This window comes from uncultured Serinicoccus sp., from assembly GCF_947500995.1.
GTDB lineage: Bacteria > Actinomycetota > Actinomycetes > Actinomycetales > Dermatophilaceae > Ornithinicoccus.
The window spans coordinates 20,324-36,896 of the sequence record NZ_CANMUA010000006.1 but is presented as its reverse complement, the minus strand read 5'-3'; the positions used below and the strand labels follow the sequence as shown (position 1 = coordinate 36,896).

General features: G+C 69.3%; 10 protein-coding genes. 9 read left to right on the top strand and 1 reads right to left on the bottom strand.

The genetic code is table 11. From position 1 onward, the window contains the following. Positions 1 to 41: 41 nt before the first annotated feature. Positions 42 to 758, top strand: a complete 717-nt coding sequence (rplA, locus tag Q0967_RS10185) for a 50S ribosomal protein L1 (protein WP_298751659.1) — start codon at positions 42 to 44, stop codon at positions 756 to 758. A 291-nt stretch (positions 759 to 1,049) separates the two neighbouring features. On the opposite strand, the gene Q0967_RS10180 is transcribed toward rplA, so the two are convergent. After that, positions 1,050 to 2,375 carry an MFS transporter gene (locus Q0967_RS10180; RefSeq protein WP_298751661.1) on the bottom strand — a complete coding sequence of 442 codons (1,326 nt, stop codon included), beginning with the start codon at positions 2,373 to 2,375 and terminating at the stop codon, positions 1,050 to 1,052. Between the two features lie 312 nt (positions 2,376 to 2,687). Between Q0967_RS10180 and rplJ the strand changes: the two genes are divergently transcribed. From rplJ to tuf, 8 genes are all read left to right on the top strand, one after another. Further along, positions 2,688 to 3,332, top strand: coding sequence for a 50S ribosomal protein L10 (gene rplJ, locus Q0967_RS10175; RefSeq protein ID WP_058890623.1), 645 nt, complete (start codon positions 2,688 to 2,690; stop codon positions 3,330 to 3,332). 79 nt (positions 3,333 to 3,411) lie between these two features. Beyond that, positions 3,412 to 3,801, top strand: coding sequence for a 50S ribosomal protein L7/L12 (gene rplL / locus Q0967_RS10170; protein WP_139722162.1), 390 nt, complete (start codon positions 3,412 to 3,414; stop codon positions 3,799 to 3,801). Positions 3,802 to 4,284: 483 nt separating this feature from the next. Continuing rightward, positions 4,285 to 7,758, top strand: a complete 3,474-nt coding sequence (rpoB, locus tag Q0967_RS10165; RefSeq protein ID WP_298751669.1) for a DNA-directed RNA polymerase subunit beta — start codon at positions 4,285 to 4,287, stop codon at positions 7,756 to 7,758. Between the two features lie 108 nt (positions 7,759 to 7,866). Continuing rightward, positions 7,867 to 11,793: a DNA-directed RNA polymerase subunit beta' gene (locus tag Q0967_RS10160; protein WP_298751671.1), complete on the top strand. Its 3,927-nt coding sequence runs from the start codon at positions 7,867 to 7,869 to the stop codon at positions 11,791 to 11,793. Between the two features lie 369 nt (positions 11,794 to 12,162). Next, positions 12,163 to 12,537, top strand: a complete 375-nt coding sequence (gene rpsL, locus Q0967_RS10155) for a 30S ribosomal protein S12 (protein ID WP_022925287.1) — start codon at positions 12,163 to 12,165, stop codon at positions 12,535 to 12,537. Continuing rightward, positions 12,537 to 13,007 (top strand): 30S ribosomal protein S7, encoded by a 471-nt coding sequence (rpsG, locus tag Q0967_RS10150; RefSeq protein ID WP_058890627.1) that lies wholly within the window; start codon positions 12,537 to 12,539, stop codon positions 13,005 to 13,007. Before rpsL ends, rpsG begins: the two co-directional genes overlap by 1 nt. 100 nt (positions 13,008 to 13,107) lie before the next feature. Then, complete coding sequence (gene fusA, locus Q0967_RS10145) at positions 13,108 to 15,210, top strand: elongation factor G (RefSeq protein ID WP_298751680.1); 2,103 nt, start codon at positions 13,108 to 13,110, stop codon at positions 15,208 to 15,210. A 113-nt stretch (positions 15,211 to 15,323) separates the two neighbouring features. Next, positions 15,324 to 16,517, top strand: a complete 1,194-nt coding sequence (gene tuf, locus Q0967_RS10140; RefSeq protein ID WP_130014039.1) for an elongation factor Tu — start codon at positions 15,324 to 15,326, stop codon at positions 16,515 to 16,517. Positions 16,518 to 16,573: the final 56 nt, after the last annotated feature.

Sequence of the window (16,573 nt, the reverse complement as noted above, 5' to 3'; positions counted from 1 at the left end):
CCGTCCGACCACAGCTCCACCATCACCACGAGGAGTGACACATGAAGCGCAGCAAGGCCTACCGCGCCTCCGCGGAGAAGCTCGCGGAGGGGTCGTTCTACGCCCCCCGCGAGGCGATCCGCCTGGCCAAGGAGACCAGCACCACCAAGTACGACGCGACCGTCGAGGTCGCGCTGCGCCTGGGCGTCGACCCGCGCAAGGCCGACCAGCTCGTGCGCGGCACGGTCAACCTGCCCGGCGGCACCGGCAAGACGGCCCGCGTGCTCGTCTTCGCCAACGGCGACAAGGCGCAGGCCGCCCTGGACGCCGGCGCCGACTACGTCGGCTCGGACGACATGATCGAGCGGGTGTCCGGTGGCTGGACGGACTTCGACGCCGTCGTCGCCACCCCGGACCTCATGGGCAAGGTCGGTCGCCTGGGCAAGGTGCTCGGCCCCCGCGGGCTCATGCCCAACCCCAAGACCGGCACCGTGACGATGGACACCGCCAAGGCCGTGTCCGACATCAAGGGCGGCAAGATCGAGTTCCGGGTGGACAAGCACAGCAACCTCCACTTCATCATCGGCAAGACCTCCTTCGACGAGGCCACCCTCGCGGAGAACTACGCCGTGGCGATCGAGGAGATCCTGCGGCTGAAGCCGTCGAGCTCCAAGGGCCGCTACGTCACCAAGGCGACCATGTCGACGACGATGGGCCCGGGCATCCCCATGGACCCCGCTCGCGTCGCCAGCGTCCTGGAGACCGCGCCGGCCGAGTGAGGCCCGCCTGAGCGGCCACCCCGCCGTCGTCGACGCCCCCGGGAGCACCTCGCGTGCTCCCGGGGGCGTCGTCATCCCCCCGGACGTCCTCCGTGCCCCTTCCGGGTGTCCTCCCATCGGCCTCACCTCGCGCAGGAGCCCCGGAGTGCGGGGATATGGCCCCAGGCCGGAGAAATATCCCCGGCGGAGGGAGCTTTCCCCGCGCCGTGTGGTCGGTGTGACTCGTGGGGCAGCTGGGCAGCTGGGCAGTGGGACGGCGGCGCAGTGGGGGAGTGGCCCGGCGGGCCGTCCTCAGCCCTTCGACACCTCGGGCAGGCGCCAGGACACGGCGGCGCCGACCAGGCCGAGCACCGCGAGGAAGACCAGGGCGGCGACGGCGCCGAGGGTGGCCAGGGCGGCGCTCACCGCACCCGTGACGAGCAGGACCACGCCCATGGCGGTGTTGGAGACCGCGACGTAGCGCGTGCGCCGGTCGCCCTCGGTGAGGTCCACGACATACGTCTTGCGGGCCACGCGCACGCCCACGTGCACGAGGCTCAGCACGAGGTATGCCGTGACCAGCGCGGCGAGCAGGGCCCCCGGCCTGTCCGGGAGCGCCAGCACCGCGGCGACCGCGAGGAGCACGACGAGCGAGGCGACGAGCGCGCCGAGCACCATGACCAGCCGGCTGGACCGGTCGGCGAGCGACCCGAAGACCCGGCCGCCGACCACCGAGGCGACCCCCTGGGCGATGACGAAGGACCCGAGCCCGCCGAGCAGGGCGGCGATCTCGCCCTGGCCGCCGGACCGGCCCGCGTCGACCGCCAGGGTCACGAGGAAGGGGGGCGCGAGCGCCGACACGAGGAGCAGCCCCCGGGCCAGCACGAACCGTCGGAACCCGGCGTCGTCCCGCAGCAGGCCGACGGTGTCGGCCCACCACGGCTGCCGTTCCTGCTGCGGCTCCCGGGCCTCCTCGGGGATCCCCGCGTAGACGAGGACGGCCAGTGCCCACATGAGCGCCGCCCCGAGCAGGAAGGCCGCCAGGGCGGGCGCGTCCAGACCGGGGCCGAGCAGCTGCAGGGCCACCCCGAGGACCAGGGCCGCCGCGCCCGAGACCATGGTCGCCGCCCCGGTCACCTGGCCGCGCTGCCCCTTCGGCACCGTCCGGCCCTGCACGTCCTTGGCAGCCATCGAGCACAGGCAGCGCGCGAGGGCGAAGACCGCGAGCGCTGCGAGCACCGCGGCCCCCGCCACCCAGCCGTCGAGCGCCAGCGCCGCCCCCGCCATGGCCGCCGTCGCTCCCGCCTGGCCGGCCGCGCCCAGCATCCACACCCGGGTGCGCCGGGGGCGCGCCACGACCCACGGCGTGAGGGCGGCCTGCGGCAGCATCGACCCGGCCTCGCGCACGGGCACCAGGAGCCCCACGAGCGCGGCCGGCGCACCCACGAGGGCCAGCAGCCAGGGGAGCACCGTCTTGGCGTTGACCACCTGGTCGCCGATGCTCTGCAGCGCGTTGGCCCCGATGAGCCGCAGCCCGCCGCGGCTCACCCGGTCGGTCCCGCCGAAGTCGGCCTCGGCCCGGGGGTCCGCGGTGACGAACCGGTGGTACCACCGCTCCCGCGTCGACTGCTCGCTCACCGGCCCATGATGCCGGGCGGCCCGACCGCACCGGAGACCGGCACCCGGGATTTGGGCCACCCCCGGGTATGCCGTACCCTGAGGACATACCCAAGACCGCCGGTTGTCGGCGTGCCCGGGTCCGGCGCGAGCCGGGTCGGGCGGCGTCGGCCGAAGGTTCCGACCATGTCGGGCGTCCAGCGTAGGTGGACCGAGCACGAGCCGTCCGACTGTCGTCGACGAGCGTCCTGCGAGCCCCGGTGCGCCTGCGCCGGGGCTCTCGTCATGCCGGGCCCGGGGGTAGCCGGCACCACGACGTGATAGGAGGCCAGTATGGCGACACCCGAGAAGGTTGCTGCCATCGCCGAGCTGACGGAGAAGTTCCGCAGCTCCGGTGGGGCCGTGCTCACGGAGTACCGCGGGCTGCGGGTGAGCCAGATCACCGAGCTCCGTGCCTCCGTGCGAGAGCACGCCACCTACGCCGTGGTGAAGAACACGCTCACCAAGCGTGCTGCTGCCGAGGCCGGCATCGAGGGCCTCGACGAGCACCTTCAGGGCCCCACGGCCATCGCCTTCGTCACCGGTGACCCGGTCGAGGCGGCCAAGGGTCTGCGTGACTTCGCCAAGGCCAACCCGGCCCTGGTCATCAAGGGTGGGGTGCTCGACGGCAGGCCGTTGACCCCCGCCGAGATCACCACGCTCGCGGACCTGGAGTCCCGCGAGGTCCTGCTGGCCAAGCTGGCAGGTGCCATGAAGGGCAACCTGTCCAAGGCTGCCGGCCTGTTCGCCGCCCCGCTGTCGTCGACCGCCCGGGTCGTCGACGCGCTGCGCGCGAAGGTCGAGGAGCAGGGCGGTCCCCTCTCCGGGGCGACGTCGGCGGCTGCCGACGAGACCCCGTCGGCGGACTCCGCCGACACCACCGCACCGGCAGAGGCCGAGGCGGGCACCGACGTCGCCGAGGGTGGCGACGAGGGCTGAGCCCGCCGGCCCCCGGGCCGCGCGAGCAGCGCATCCACACAACGCCACTCACGGCATACAACAGGAAGGAACGCCCATCATGGCGAAGCTGAGCACCGAGGAGCTCCTTGACCAGTTCAAGGAGATGACCCTCATCGAGCTGTCCGAGTTCGTCAAGGCCTTCGAGGACACCTTCGAGGTCACCGCCGCCGCCCCGGTCGCCGTGGCGGCCGCCGGTGCCCCCGCCGCCGGTGGCGGCGACGACGCCGCCGAGGAGCAGGACGAGTTCGACGTCGTCCTCGAGGCCGCCGGCGACAAGAAGATCCAGGTCATCAAGGAGGTCCGTGCGCTGACCTCCCTCGGCCTGAAGGAGGCCAAGGACCTGGTCGACGGTGCGCCGAAGCCGGTCCTGGAGAAGGTCGACAAGGAGGCCGCCGAGAAGGCCAAGGAGCAGCTCGAGGGCGCCGGCGCGACCGTCACCCTCAAGTGAGCCCGTCGGTGGGGGCGCGGCGTATGCCGTGACTCCCCACCGACACCTCTCACCTCCGCCGCGGGCGGGGTCGGGCACCCACGGGTGCTCGGCCCCGCCCGCGGTGCGTCCCGGGGACGGACATGCGGGGGAGCGGACACGCGGGGGAGCGGACGTGCTTGACGGGCGGGGGGCACAGGGAGCACCATCGTCGGACGTATCCGCCGGTGGCGGAGGTCGGGATCCACCAGGGGCGCGCCCGCCCCTGAGCCGACGTCCGGTGTCGCGGCCGTCCCCGTCGTCCAGGGTTGGACGTCGGGCCATGCGGCGTGTAGGATGATTCTTTGCGCTGCCCTTCACCTGCCCTCGATCCCGCTGAAGAGATCGGTGCGCGCCCCGGCCGGTCCGCCGAGGCGCTGGACACCATCGCTTCGCGCTGCATCCGAGAACAGGCCGGGCGTCGCCTGACCGCCGCACACATTTAGGCCCGTGGAAGGACCATCCTTGGCTGCCTCGCGCACTGCGAAGAAGACTGTGTCCACCGCTCAGACGCCCTCCGGACGACTGAGCTTCGCCAAGATCCGGGAGCCCCTCGAGGTTCCGGATCTCCTGGCGCTCCAGACCGAGAGCTTCGACTGGCTCCTCGGCAACGAGGCCTGGCAGGCGCGGGTCGCCTCTGCTCAGGCCGAGGGGCGCGACGACATCCCCACCACCTCCGGTCTGGAGGAGATCTTCGAGGAGATCTCCCCGATCGAGGACTTCTCCGGCTCCATGTCGCTGAGCTTCCGCGACCACCGGTTCGAGGAGCAGAAGTACTCCGTCGAGGAGTGCCAGGAGAAGGACATGACCTACTCCGCCCCCCTGTTCGTCACGGCGGAGTTCATCAACAACTCGACCGGCGAGATCAAGAGCCAGACCGTCTTCATGGGCGACTTCCCGCTCATGACGCCGCGCGGCACCTTCATCGTCAACGGCACCGAGCGCGTCGTCGTCTCCCAGCTGGTCCGCAGCCCGGGCGTCTACTTCGAGCGAAGCCTCGACAAGACCTCGGACAAGGACATCTACTCCGCCAAGGTCATCCCCAGCCGGGGCGCCTGGCTGGAGTTCGAGATCGACAAGCGCGACCAGGTCGGCGTGCGGGTGGACCGCAAGCGCAAGCAGAGCGTCACCGTCCTGCTCAAGGCGCTCGGCTGGACCACGGACCAGATCCTCGAGGAGTTCGGCGACTACGAGTCGATCCGGCTCACCCTGGAGAAGGACCACACCACCGACCAGGACGAGGCACTCCTGGACATCTACCGCAAGCTGCGCCCGGGCGAGCCCCCGACGCGTGACGCGGCCGAGACGCTGCTCAACAACCTCTACTTCAACCCCAAGCGCTACGACCTCGCGAAGGTCGGCCGCTACAAGGTCAACAAGAAGCTGGGGCTGCAGGCGCCGCTCGGGGAGTCCGTGCTCGGCACCGACGACATCGTCGCGACGATCAAGTACCTCGTGGCCCTGCACGCCGGCGAGCAGGCCGTCAGCAGCCCGAGCGGCGAGGTCCCGGCCGAGGTCGACGACATCGACCACTTCGGCAACCGCCGTCTGCGCAGCGTGGGCGAGCTCATCCAGAACCAGGTGCGCACCGGCCTGTCCCGGATGGAGCGGGTCGTCCGCGAGCGGATGACCACCCAGGACGTCGAGGCGATCACGCCGCAGACGCTCATCAACATCCGGCCGGTCGTCGCCTCCATCAAGGAGTTCTTCGGCACCAGCCAGCTGTCCCAGTTCATGGACCAGAACAACCCGCTCTCCGGGCTGACGCACAAGCGTCGTCTGTCCGCGCTGGGCCCGGGTGGTCTGTCCCGTGACCGGGCCGGCATGGAGGTGCGCGACGTGCACCCCAGCCACTACGGCCGCATGTGCCCGATCGAGACCCCCGAGGGACCCAACATCGGCCTCATCGGCTCGCTGGCCTCCTACGGGCGGATCAATCCGTTCGGCTTCGTCGAGACGCCGTACCGGCGGGTCAAGGACGGCAAGGTCAGCGACGTCGTCGACTACCTGTCGGCCGGCGAGGAGGACCGGTTCGTCATCGCCCAGGCCAACGCCAAGCTGGACGACGACGGCACCTTCCTCGACGAGCGCGTCCTGGTCCGGGCCCGTGAGGGCGAGGCCGTCGACGTGCCCGCCTCCGACGTGGACTACATGGACGTCTCGGCGCGCCAGATGGTGTCCGCGGCGACCGCGATGATCCCGTTCCTCGAGCACGACGACGCCAACCGTGCGCTCATGGGTGCCAACATGCAGCGTCAGGCGGTGCCGCTGGTGCGCGCCGAGGCCCCGCTGGTGGGCACCGGGATGGAGCACCGAGCCGCGCTGGACTCCGGTGACGTCGTGCGCGCCGCCAAGGCGGGCGCGGTCCAGGAGGTCTCGGCCGACCTGGTGACCGTCGCCAACGACGACGGGACCTACCAGTCCTACAAGATCAACAAGTTCACCCGCTCCAACCAGGGCAACTGCTACAACCAGCAGGTCCGGGTCGACGTGGGCGACCACGTGGAGGCGGGGCAGCTGCTGGCCGACGGTCCGGCGACCGACGGCGGCGAGATGGCGCTGGGCCGCAACCTGCTCGTGGCGTTCATGCCGTGGGAGGGCTACAACTACGAGGACGCGATCATCCTCTCCCAGCGTCTGGTCCAGGACGACGTGCTCTCCTCGATCCACATCGAGGAGCACGAGATCGACGCCCGCGACACCAAGCTGGGGCCGGAGGAGATCACCCGGGACATCCCGAACGTCTCCGACGACGTCCTGGCCGACCTCGACGAGCGCGGCATCATCCGCATCGGCGCCGAGGTCCGCGACGGCGACCTGCTCGTCGGCAAGGTCACGCCCAAGGGTGAGACCGAGCTGACCCCGGAGGAGCGCCTGCTGCGCGCGATCTTCGGCGAGAAGGCCCGTGAGGTCCGCGACACCTCGATGAAGGTGCCGCACGGCGAGACCGGCACGGTCATCGGTGTCAAGGTCTTCGACCGCGAGGAGGGCGACGAGCTGCCTCCGGGCGTCAACCAGCTGGTCCGCGTCTACGTCGCCAACAAGCGCAAGATCACCGACGGCGACAAGCTCGCCGGCCGGCACGGCAACAAGGGCGTCATCTCCAAGATCCTCCCGGTCGAGGACATGCCGTTCCTCGAGGACGGCACGCCGGTCGACGTCGTGCTCAACCCGCTGGGCGTGCCGGGCCGGATGAACATCGGCCAGATCCTGGAGCTGCACCTCGGCTGGGCCGCGGCGCAGGGCTGGGAGATCGCCGGGCAGCCGGAGTGGGCCGAGCTCATCCCCGAGGACGCCCGCACCGCGCCGCCCCGGACCCGCGTCGCGAGCCCCGTCTTCGACGGCGCCCGCGAGCAGGAGATCGCCGGCCTGCTGGACTCGACGACGCCGACCCGCGACGGGAAGCGCCTCATCGACAACAGCGGCAAGACCAAGCTGTTCGACGGTCGCTCGGGCGAGCCCTTCCCGGAGGAGATCTCGGTCGGCTACATGTACATCCTCAAGCTGCACCACCTCGTGGACGACAAGATCCACGCGCGCAGCACGGGGCCGTACTCGATGATCACCCAGCAGCCGCTCGGTGGTAAGGCCCAGTTCGGTGGCCAGCGCTTCGGCGAGATGGAGGTGTGGGCGCTCGAGGCGTACGGCGCCGCCTACGCCCTGCAGGAGCTCCTGACCATCAAGTCCGACGACGTCACCGGCCGGGTCAAGGTCTACGAGTCCATCGTCAAGGGCGACAACGTCCCCGAGCCCGGCATCCCCGAGTCCTTCAAGGTGCTCATCAAGGAGATGCAGTCGCTGTGCCTGAACGTCGAGGTCCTGTCCTCCGACGGCAGCCAGATCGACCTGCGCGAGTCGGACACCGAGGTGTTCCGGGCCGCCGAGGAGCTCGGGATCGACCTGAGCCGCCGCGAGCCCAGCTCGGTCGAGGAAGTCTGAGGTATGCCGCACCGGCCGCCGCCCCCGCGCGGCCGGCCGGTGCGGGCACCCTCCACCGCATAGCTAGATCTAACGCTCTTTCTACGAGATCACGAGAGAAGGAATCACGTGCTCGACGTCAACTTCTTCGACGAGTTGCGCATCGGCCTGGCGACGGCCGAGGACATCAGGACCTGGAGCCACGGCGAGGTCAAGAAGCCCGAGACCATCAACTACCGCACCCTCAAGCCCGAGAAGGACGGCCTCTTCTGCGAGAAGATCTTCGGCCCGACCCGGGACTGGGAGTGCTACTGCGGCAAGTACAAGCGGGTCCGCTTCAAGGGCATCATCTGTGAGCGCTGCGGCGTCGAGGTGACCCGCGCGGGCGTCCGTCGCGAGCGGATGGGCCACATCGAGCTCGCCGCCCCGGTCACCCACATCTGGTACTTCAAGGGTGTCCCGAGCCGGCTCGGCTACCTGCTGGACCTGGCTCCGAAGGACCTCGAGAAGGTCATCTACTTCGCCGCCTACATGATCACCACGGTCGACGAGGAGGGGCGCCACCAGGACCTGCCCAGCCTCGAGGCGCAGATCCAGACCGAGAAGAAGGCGATGGAGAACCGTCGCGACTCCGACGTCGAGGAGCGCGCCAAGAAGCTGGAGTCCGACCTCGCCGAGCTCGAGGCCGAGGGCGCCAAGTCCGACGCCAAGCGCAAGGTCAAGGACGGTGCCGAGCGGGAGATGAACCAGATCCGTCGGCGCGCCGACGCCCAGGTCGAGCGCCTGGAGCAGGTCTGGGACCGCTTCAAGAACCTCAAGGTCCAGGACCTCGAGGGCGACGAGATCCTCTACCGCGAGATGCGTGACCGCTTCGGCATGTACTTCGAGGGAGGCATGGGTGCGGCCGCGCTGCAGAAGCGGCTGGAGAGCTTCGACCTGGACGCCGAGGCCCAGTCGCTGCGCGAGACCATCGCCACCGGCAAGGGCCAGCGCAAGACCCGGGCCATCAAGCGGCTCAAGGTCGTCACCAGCTTCCTGCAGACCAAGAACGAGCCGGCCGGCATGGTGCTGGACTGCGTCCCGGTCATCCCGCCGGACCTGCGCCCCATGGTCCAGCTGGACGGTGGCCGCTTCGCGACCTCCGACCTCAACGACCTCTACCGACGCGTCATCAACCGCAACAACCGCCTCAAGCGGCTGCTGGACCTGGGCGCGCCGGAGATCATCGTCAACAACGAGAAGCGCATGCTGCAGGAGGCCGTCGACAGCCTCTTCGACAACGGCCGCCGTGGGCGCGCCGTCACCGGCCCGGGCAACCGGCCGCTGAAGTCGCTGTCCGACATGCTCAAGGGCAAGCAGGGGCGGTTCCGCCAGAACCTGCTGGGCAAGCGCGTCGACTACTCCGGACGCTCGGTCATCGTCGTCGGCCCGCAGCTGCGGCTGCACCAGTGCGGTCTGCCCAAGCAGATGGCGCTGGAGCTGTTCAAGCCGTTCGTCATGAAGCGGCTGGTCGACCTGGACCACGCGCAGAACATCAAGTCGGCCAAGCGCATGGTCGAGCGGGGCCGCAGCGTCGTCTGGGACGTGCTCGAGGAGGTCATCACCGACCACCCCGTGCTGCTGAACCGCGCGCCCACCCTGCACCGGCTGGGCATCCAGGCCTTCGAGCCGCAGCTGGTCGAGGGCAAGGCGATCCAGATTCACCCGCTGGTCTGCACCGCCTTCAACGCCGACTTCGACGGTGACCAGATGGCGGTCCACGTGCCGCTGTCGGCGGAGGCCCAGGCCGAGGCCCGGATCCTCATGCTGAGCTCCAACAACATCCTCAAGCCGGCCGACGGCCGCCCGGTGACCATGCCCACCCAGGACATGATCATCGGCCTGTTCCACCTCACCTCGGAGAGCACCCGGGGAGAGGCGGGGTCGGCCTACCTGGTGGACGAGGACGGCAACCAGCACCTGCGCAGCTTCGGCTCGGTCGCGGAGGCCCGTATGGCCTTCGACGCCGGCCAGATCGAGCTGGGCACGGCCATCCGGCTGCGGCTCAACCAGACCGCGCCGCCGGAGGGCTTCGCGCCGGCCGAGGGCGCCCAGGTCACCGAGGACGGTGTCGTCGACACCTTCGTCATGGAGACCACGCTGGGCCGGGCGCTGTTCAACGACGCCCTGCCGCCCAACTACGCCTACGTCGACGAGGTGGTGGACAAGAAGCGGCTCTCCGGGATCGTCAACGACCTGGCCGAGCGCTACACCAAGGTGCAGGTCGCCGCGAGCCTGGACTCGCTCAAGGACGCCGGCTACCACTGGGCCACCCGCTCGGGCACCACGGTCGCGGTCTCCGACGTGCAGACGCCGGAGCGCAAGACCGAGATCCTGTCCTCCTACGAGGCCAAGGCCGCCAAGGTGCAGCTGCAGTACGAGCGCGGTCTCATCACCGACGACGAGCGTCGCCAGGAGCTCATCGAGATCTGGACCCAGGCCACCAACGAGGTCGCCAAGGAGCTGGAGACCTCGATGCCCAAGGACAACACCATCTACCGGATGGTGACCTCGGGCGCCCGAGGCAACTGGTTCCAGCTGCGGCAGATCGCCGGGATGCGTGGCCTCATGGCCAACCCCAAGGGCGAGATCATCCCGCGTCCGATCAAGTCCAACTTCCGCGAGGGCCTGTCCGTGCTGGAGTTCTTCATCTCCACGCACGGTGCCCGCAAGGGCCTGGCGGACACCGCGCTGCGGACCGCCGACTCGGGCTACCTCACCCGGCGGCTGGTCGACGTGAGCCAGGACGTCATCATCCGGGAGAACGACTGCGGCACCGACCGTGGCTTCGTGATGCCGATCGCGCAGGCCGGCGCCGAGGGCGCGCTGCGCGAGCACGACGACGTCGAGACCGCGGTCTACGCGCGGACCCTCGCCGCGGACGTGGAGGTCGACGGCCAGGTGCTCGCCCAGGCGGGCATCGACCTGGGTGACGTCGTCATCGACACCCTGGTGAACGCCGGCGTCGAGGAGGTCAAGGTCCGATCGGTCCTGACCTGCGAGTCGCTGGTGGGCACCTGCGCCAAGTGCTACGGACGCAGCCTCGCGACCGGCAAGCTGGTGGACATCGGCGAGGCCGTCGGCATCATCGCCGCCCAGTCCATCGGTGAGCCCGGCACCCAGCTGACGATGCGCACCTTCCACACCGGTGGTGTGGCCGGTGACGACATCACGCAGGGTCTGCCGCGTGTCGTCGAGCTGTTCGAGGCGCGCACGCCCAAGGCGGTCGCCCCGATCGCCGAGGCGACCGGCCGGATCGAGGTCGAGGACACGGACAAGTCGCGCCGGCTGCTCCTCACCCCGGACGACGGCAGCGACGAGCACGCCTACCCGGTGAGCAAGCGGGCCCGCCTGCTGGTCGCCGACGGCGACCACGTCGAGGTCGGCACCCAGCTCGTGGTCGGTGCGATCGACCCCAAGCAGGTGCTGCGCATCCTCGGCCCGCGGGCCACCCAGCAGCACCTGGTCGACCAGGTCCAGGGCGTGTACCGCCAGCAGGGTGTGTCGATCCACGACAAGCACATCGAGGTCATCGTCCGGCAGATGCTGCGGCGCGTCACGATCATCGAGGCGGGTGACACCGAGCTGCTGCCCGGCACCCTCTCCGAGCGGGGCCGCTTCGAGACCGAGAACCGTCGGGTCGTGTCCGAGGGCGGGCGACCGGCCTCCGGCCGTCCCGAGCTCATGGGCATCACCAAGGCCTCGCTGGCGACCGACTCCTGGCTCTCCGCGGCCTCCTTCCAGGAGACCACCCGCGTCCTCACCGAGGCCGCGATGGAGGCCAAGAGCGACCCGCTGCTGGGCCTGAAGGAGAACGTCATCCTGGGCAAGCTGATCCCCGCGGGGACCGGCCTGACGCGGTACCGCAACCTCACGGTGGAGCCCACCGAGGAGGCCAAGGCCGCGGCCTACGCCGTGCCGGACTACGAGGACTTCGACTACGCCGGCACGTTCGGCCAGGGCAGCGGCGAGGCCGTCCGCCTCGACGACGTCCCCATGGACGAGCCGCGCTACTGAGCGCAGGCCCGACCTCGCACACCGCCAGGGGCGGGTATGCCGTGACTCACGGCATACCCGCCCCTGGCGCGTGCACCGGGTGACGGATTTGTCCCTGCGCCGTCGCTCCCGGTATCCTGGAGAACTGTGTGCGGGCTAGGTCCTGCGCGCACGCGGGCCTCAGCGCCCGCACCCACCTCTCGCCGGGCAGTCCGCCCGGGTCGCGCGCGGCACCCACGCCGCACGGTGGTCCGGACGGGAAGTGCAGGGGAGAGCAGCGGTTCCGACACACCCGGGTGCGGGGGTCGAGGGACGGCGCAACCCAAGGAGCGTGACCCGCACGCACCCCCGTGCGGCCAGCGAAGACCATCCACGACTGACGGAGCATCAGTGCCTACGATCAACCAGCTTGTCCGCAAGGGCCGGCAGGACAAGGTCAAGAAGACCAACTCCCCGGCCCTCAAGGGCAACCCGCAGCGCCGCGGCGTCTGCACCCGTGTCTACACCACCACCCCCAAGAAGCCGAACTCCGCCCTGCGAAAGGTCGCCCGCGTGCGCCTCACCAGCGGCGTCGAGGTCACGGCCTACATCCCCGGGGTCGGCCACAACCTCCAGGAGCACTCGATCGTGCTCGTCCGCGGCGGCCGGGTGAAGGACCTCCCCGGTGTCCGCTACAAGATCATCCGCGGGTCCCTGGACACCCAGGGCGTCCGGGGCCGCAACCAGGCCCGGTCCCGCTACGGCGCGAAGAAGGAGAAGAAGTAATGCCTCGTAAGGGCCCTGCTCCCAAGCGTCCCCTCATCAACGACCCGGTCTACGGCTCGACCCTGGTGACTCAGCTGGTCAACAAGATCCTGCTGGACGGCAAGAAGGCGACCGCCGAGCGCATCGTCTACGGCGCCCTCGAGGGCTGCCGCGCCAAGACCGGCACCGACCCCGTGCAGACGCTCAAGCGCGCGCTGGACAACGTCAAGCCGGCCCTGGAGGTCAAGTCCCGCCGCGTCGGTGGCGCCACCTACCAGGTGCCGATCGAGGTCAAGCCCGGCCGCAGCACCACGCTGGCCCTCCGCTGGCTCGTGGGCTACTCGCGGCAGCGCCGGGAGAAGACCATGACCGAGCGCCTCATGAACGAGATCCTCGACGCGAGCAACGGCCTGGGCGCCGCGGTGAAGCGTCGCGAGGACACCCACAAGATGGCCGACGCCAACAAGGCGTTCGCCCACTACCGCTGGTGACCTGCGGGTCGGGGCAGGGCAGGCGCGCCAGCCGCGCCCCCCGCCCCGACCGCGCACCCGCATCGCACTGACCACGAGAGACAACCAGAGAAGAGAGACTGTGGCACTCGACGTCCTCACGGACCTCAACAAGGTCCGCAACATCGGCATCATGGCTCACATCGATGCCGGCAAGACGACGACCACCGAGCGGATCCTGTTCTACACCGGCATCAACTACAAGATCGGTGAGACGCACGACGGCGCGTCGACGATGGACTGGATGGAGCAGGAGCAGGAGCGCGGCATCACGATCACGTCGGCCGCGACGACCTGCTTCTGGAAGGACACCCAGATCAACATCATCGACACCCCGGGGCACGTCGACTTCACCGTCGAGGTGGAGCGCTCCCTGCGCGTCCTCGACGGCGCGGTCGCGGTGTTCGACGGCAAGGAGGGTGTCGAGCCGCAGTCCGAGACCGTGTGGCGCCAGGCCGACAAGTACGACGTCCCGCGCGTCTGCTTCGTCAACAAGATGGACAAGCTCGGTGCCGACTTCTACTTCACCGTGCAGACCATCAAGGACCGCCTCGGCGCGACCCCGCTGGTCGTGCAGCTGCCCATCGGTGCCGAGAGCGACTTCATCGGTGTCATCGACCTCATCAAGATGCGCGCCCTCACCTGGCGCGGCGAGGTCGAGAAGGGCGAGGACTACGCCGTCGAGGAGATCCCCGAGGACCTGCAGGCCCAGGCCGAGGAGTACCGGGAGAAGCTGGTCGAGCAGGTCGCCGAGGCGACCGACGAGCTGATGGAGCGCTACCTCGAGGAGGGTGAGCTGACCGAGGAGGAGCTGGTCGCGGGCATCCGTGCCATGACCGTCACCTCTCAGGCCTACCCCGTCCTGTGCGGTTCGGCCTTCAAGAACAAGGGCGTGCAGCCGATGCTGGACGCGGTCATCTCCTACCTGCCCTCGCCGCTGGACGTCCCGCCGATGATCGGCCACGACCCCAACGACGAGACGGTCGAGCTGACCCGCCGCCCGGACTCCAGCGAGCCGTTCTCCGGCCTGGCCTTCAAGGTCGCCACCCACCCGTTCTTCGGGACCCTGACCTACGTGCGCGTCTACTCGGGCAAGATCGACGCCGGTCAGCCCGTCTACAACGCGACCAAGGGCAAGAAGGAGCGCATCGGCAAGCTGTTCCAGATGCACTCCAACAAGGAGAACCCGGTGGGCTCGGCCTCGGCCGGCCACATCTACGCGATGATCGGCCTCAAGGACACGACGACGGGTGACACGCTCTCCGACATGAGCCAGCACATCGTGCTGGAGTCGATGAGCTTCCCGGAGCCAGTCATCCACGTGGCCATCGAGCCCAAGACCAAGGGCGACCAGGAGAAGCTGTCCACCGCGATCCAGAAGCTGGTCCAGGAGGACCCGACCTTCACCGTCCGGCTGGACGAGGAGACCGGTCAGACCGTCATCGGCGGGATGGGCGAGCTGCACCTGGACGTCTTCGTGGACCGCATGAAGCGCGAGTTCAAGGTCGAGGCCAACGTCGGCGCCCCCCAGGTCGCCTACCGCGAGACCATCAAGAAGGCCGTGGAGAAGTACGACTACACCCACAAGAAGCAGACGGGTGGGTCGGGCCAGTTCGCCAAGGTGCAGCTGACCTTCGAGCCGATGGACACCGCCGAGGGCGAGCTCTACGAGTTCTCGAACTCGGTCACCGGCGGCCGGGTCCCCAAGGAGTACATCCCCTCGGTGGACCAGGGCATCCAGGACGCGATGCAGGTCGGCATCCAGGCCGGCTACCCGGTCGTGGGCATCAAGGCCACCCTGCTGGACGGCGCCTACCACGACGTCGACTCCTCGGAGATGGCGTTCAAGATCGCCGGCTCGATGGCCTTCAAGGAGGCCGCCCGCCGCGCCAACCCGGTGCTGCTCGAGCCCATGATGGCCGTCGAGGTCCGGACCCCGGAGGACTACATGGGGGACGTCATCGGCGACCTCAACTCCCGCCGTGGGCAGATCCAGTCCATGGAGGACATCTCCGGTGCCAAGGTCGTCAAGGCCGTGGTCCCGCTGTCCGAGATGTTCGGGTACGTTGGTGACCTCAGGTCCCGGACCCAGGGTCGTGCCAACTACACGATGCAGTTCGACTCCTACGCCGAGGTTCCCAAGAACGTCGCCGAGGAGATCATCAAGAAGGTCCGCGGCGAGTGAGCCCGTTCACTCCGTCCGCGGAGTGATGGACCGAGCAACACCCATCCAGACGTCGCCCCCGGTCCAGCACCGGTGACGATCGCACATCCCGAGTCCAACAGGAGGACACCCCAGTGGCGAAGGCCAAGTTCGAGCGGAGCAAGCCGCACGTCAACATCGGCACCATCGGTCACATCGACCACGGCAAGACCACCCTCACGGCTGCCATCTCCAAGGTGCTGCACGACAAGTACCCGGAGTTGAACCAGGCGTCGCCCTTCGACTCCATCGACAAGGCGCCCGAGGAGAAGCAGCGCGGCATCACGATCTCGATCGCGCACATCGAGTACCAGACGGAGAAGCGTCACTACGCGCACGTCGACTGCCCGGGTCACGCCGACTACGTCAAGAACATGATCACCGGCGCCGCCCAGATGGACGGTGCGATCCTCGTGGTCGCCGCCACCGACGGCCCCATGCCGCAGACGAAGGAGCACGTCCTCCTGGCCCGCCAGGTCGGCGTCCCCTACATCGTCGTGGCCCTCAACAAGGCCGACATGGTGGACGACGAGGAGATCATGGAGCTCGTCGAGATGGAGGTCCGCGAGCTGCTGTCCTCCTACGAGTTCCCCGGTGACGACCTGCCCGTCGTGAAGGTCTCCGCGCTCAAGGCGCTGGAGGGCGACGAGGAGTGGGCCAACACCGTCCTCGAGCTCATGGACACCGTGGACGAGTACATCCCGGAGCCCGAGCGCGACCTGGACAAGCCGTTCATGATGCCCGTCGAGGACGTCTTCACGATCACCGGTCGTGGCACCGTCGTCACCGGCCGCATCGAGCGCGGCATCCTCAAGGTCAACGAGGAGATCGAGATCGTCGGCATCCGCCCGGGCTCGAGCAAGACGACCGTGACCGGCATCGAGATGTTCCGCAAGCTGCTCGACGAGGGGCGTGCGGGCGAGAACGTCGGCCTGCTCCTGCGCGGTACCAAGCGCGAGGACGTCGAGCGCGGCCAGGTCATCGTCAAGCCCGGCACCATCACCCCGCACACCGAGTTCGAGGCGCAGGCCTACATCCTGTCCAAGGACGAGGGTGGCCGGCACACGCCGTTCTACGACAACTACCGTCCGCAGTTCTACTTCCGGACGACCGACGTCACCGGTGTCGTGCACCTGCCCGAGGGCACCGAGATGGTCATGCCCGGCGACAACACCGACATGAAGGTCGAGCTGATCCAGCCGATCGCCATGGAGGAGGGCCTGATGTTCAACATCCGCGAGGGCGGCCGCACCGTCGGCGCCGGCCGGGTCACCAAGATCCTCAAGTGACCTGAGCCGGGCTCGTCCCGCAGCAGGAGCCCCCGTCACCGTTTCTCGGTGGCGGG

Bases quoted from the DNA above. Each gene is read 5' to 3' on its own strand.
- rpsG (WP_058890627.1), top strand. From the start codon at position 12,537: ATGCCTCGTAAGGGCCCTGCTCCCAAGCGTCCCCTCATCAACGACCCG.
- rplL (WP_139722162.1), top strand. From the start codon at position 3,412: ATGGCGAAGCTGAGCACCGAGGAGCTCCTTGACCAGTTCAAGGAGATG.
- rplA (WP_298751659.1), top strand. From the start codon at position 42: ATGAAGCGCAGCAAGGCCTACCGCGCCTCCGCGGAGAAGCTCGCGGAG.
- rplJ (WP_058890623.1), top strand. From the start codon at position 2,688: ATGGCGACACCCGAGAAGGTTGCTGCCATCGCCGAGCTGACGGAGAAG.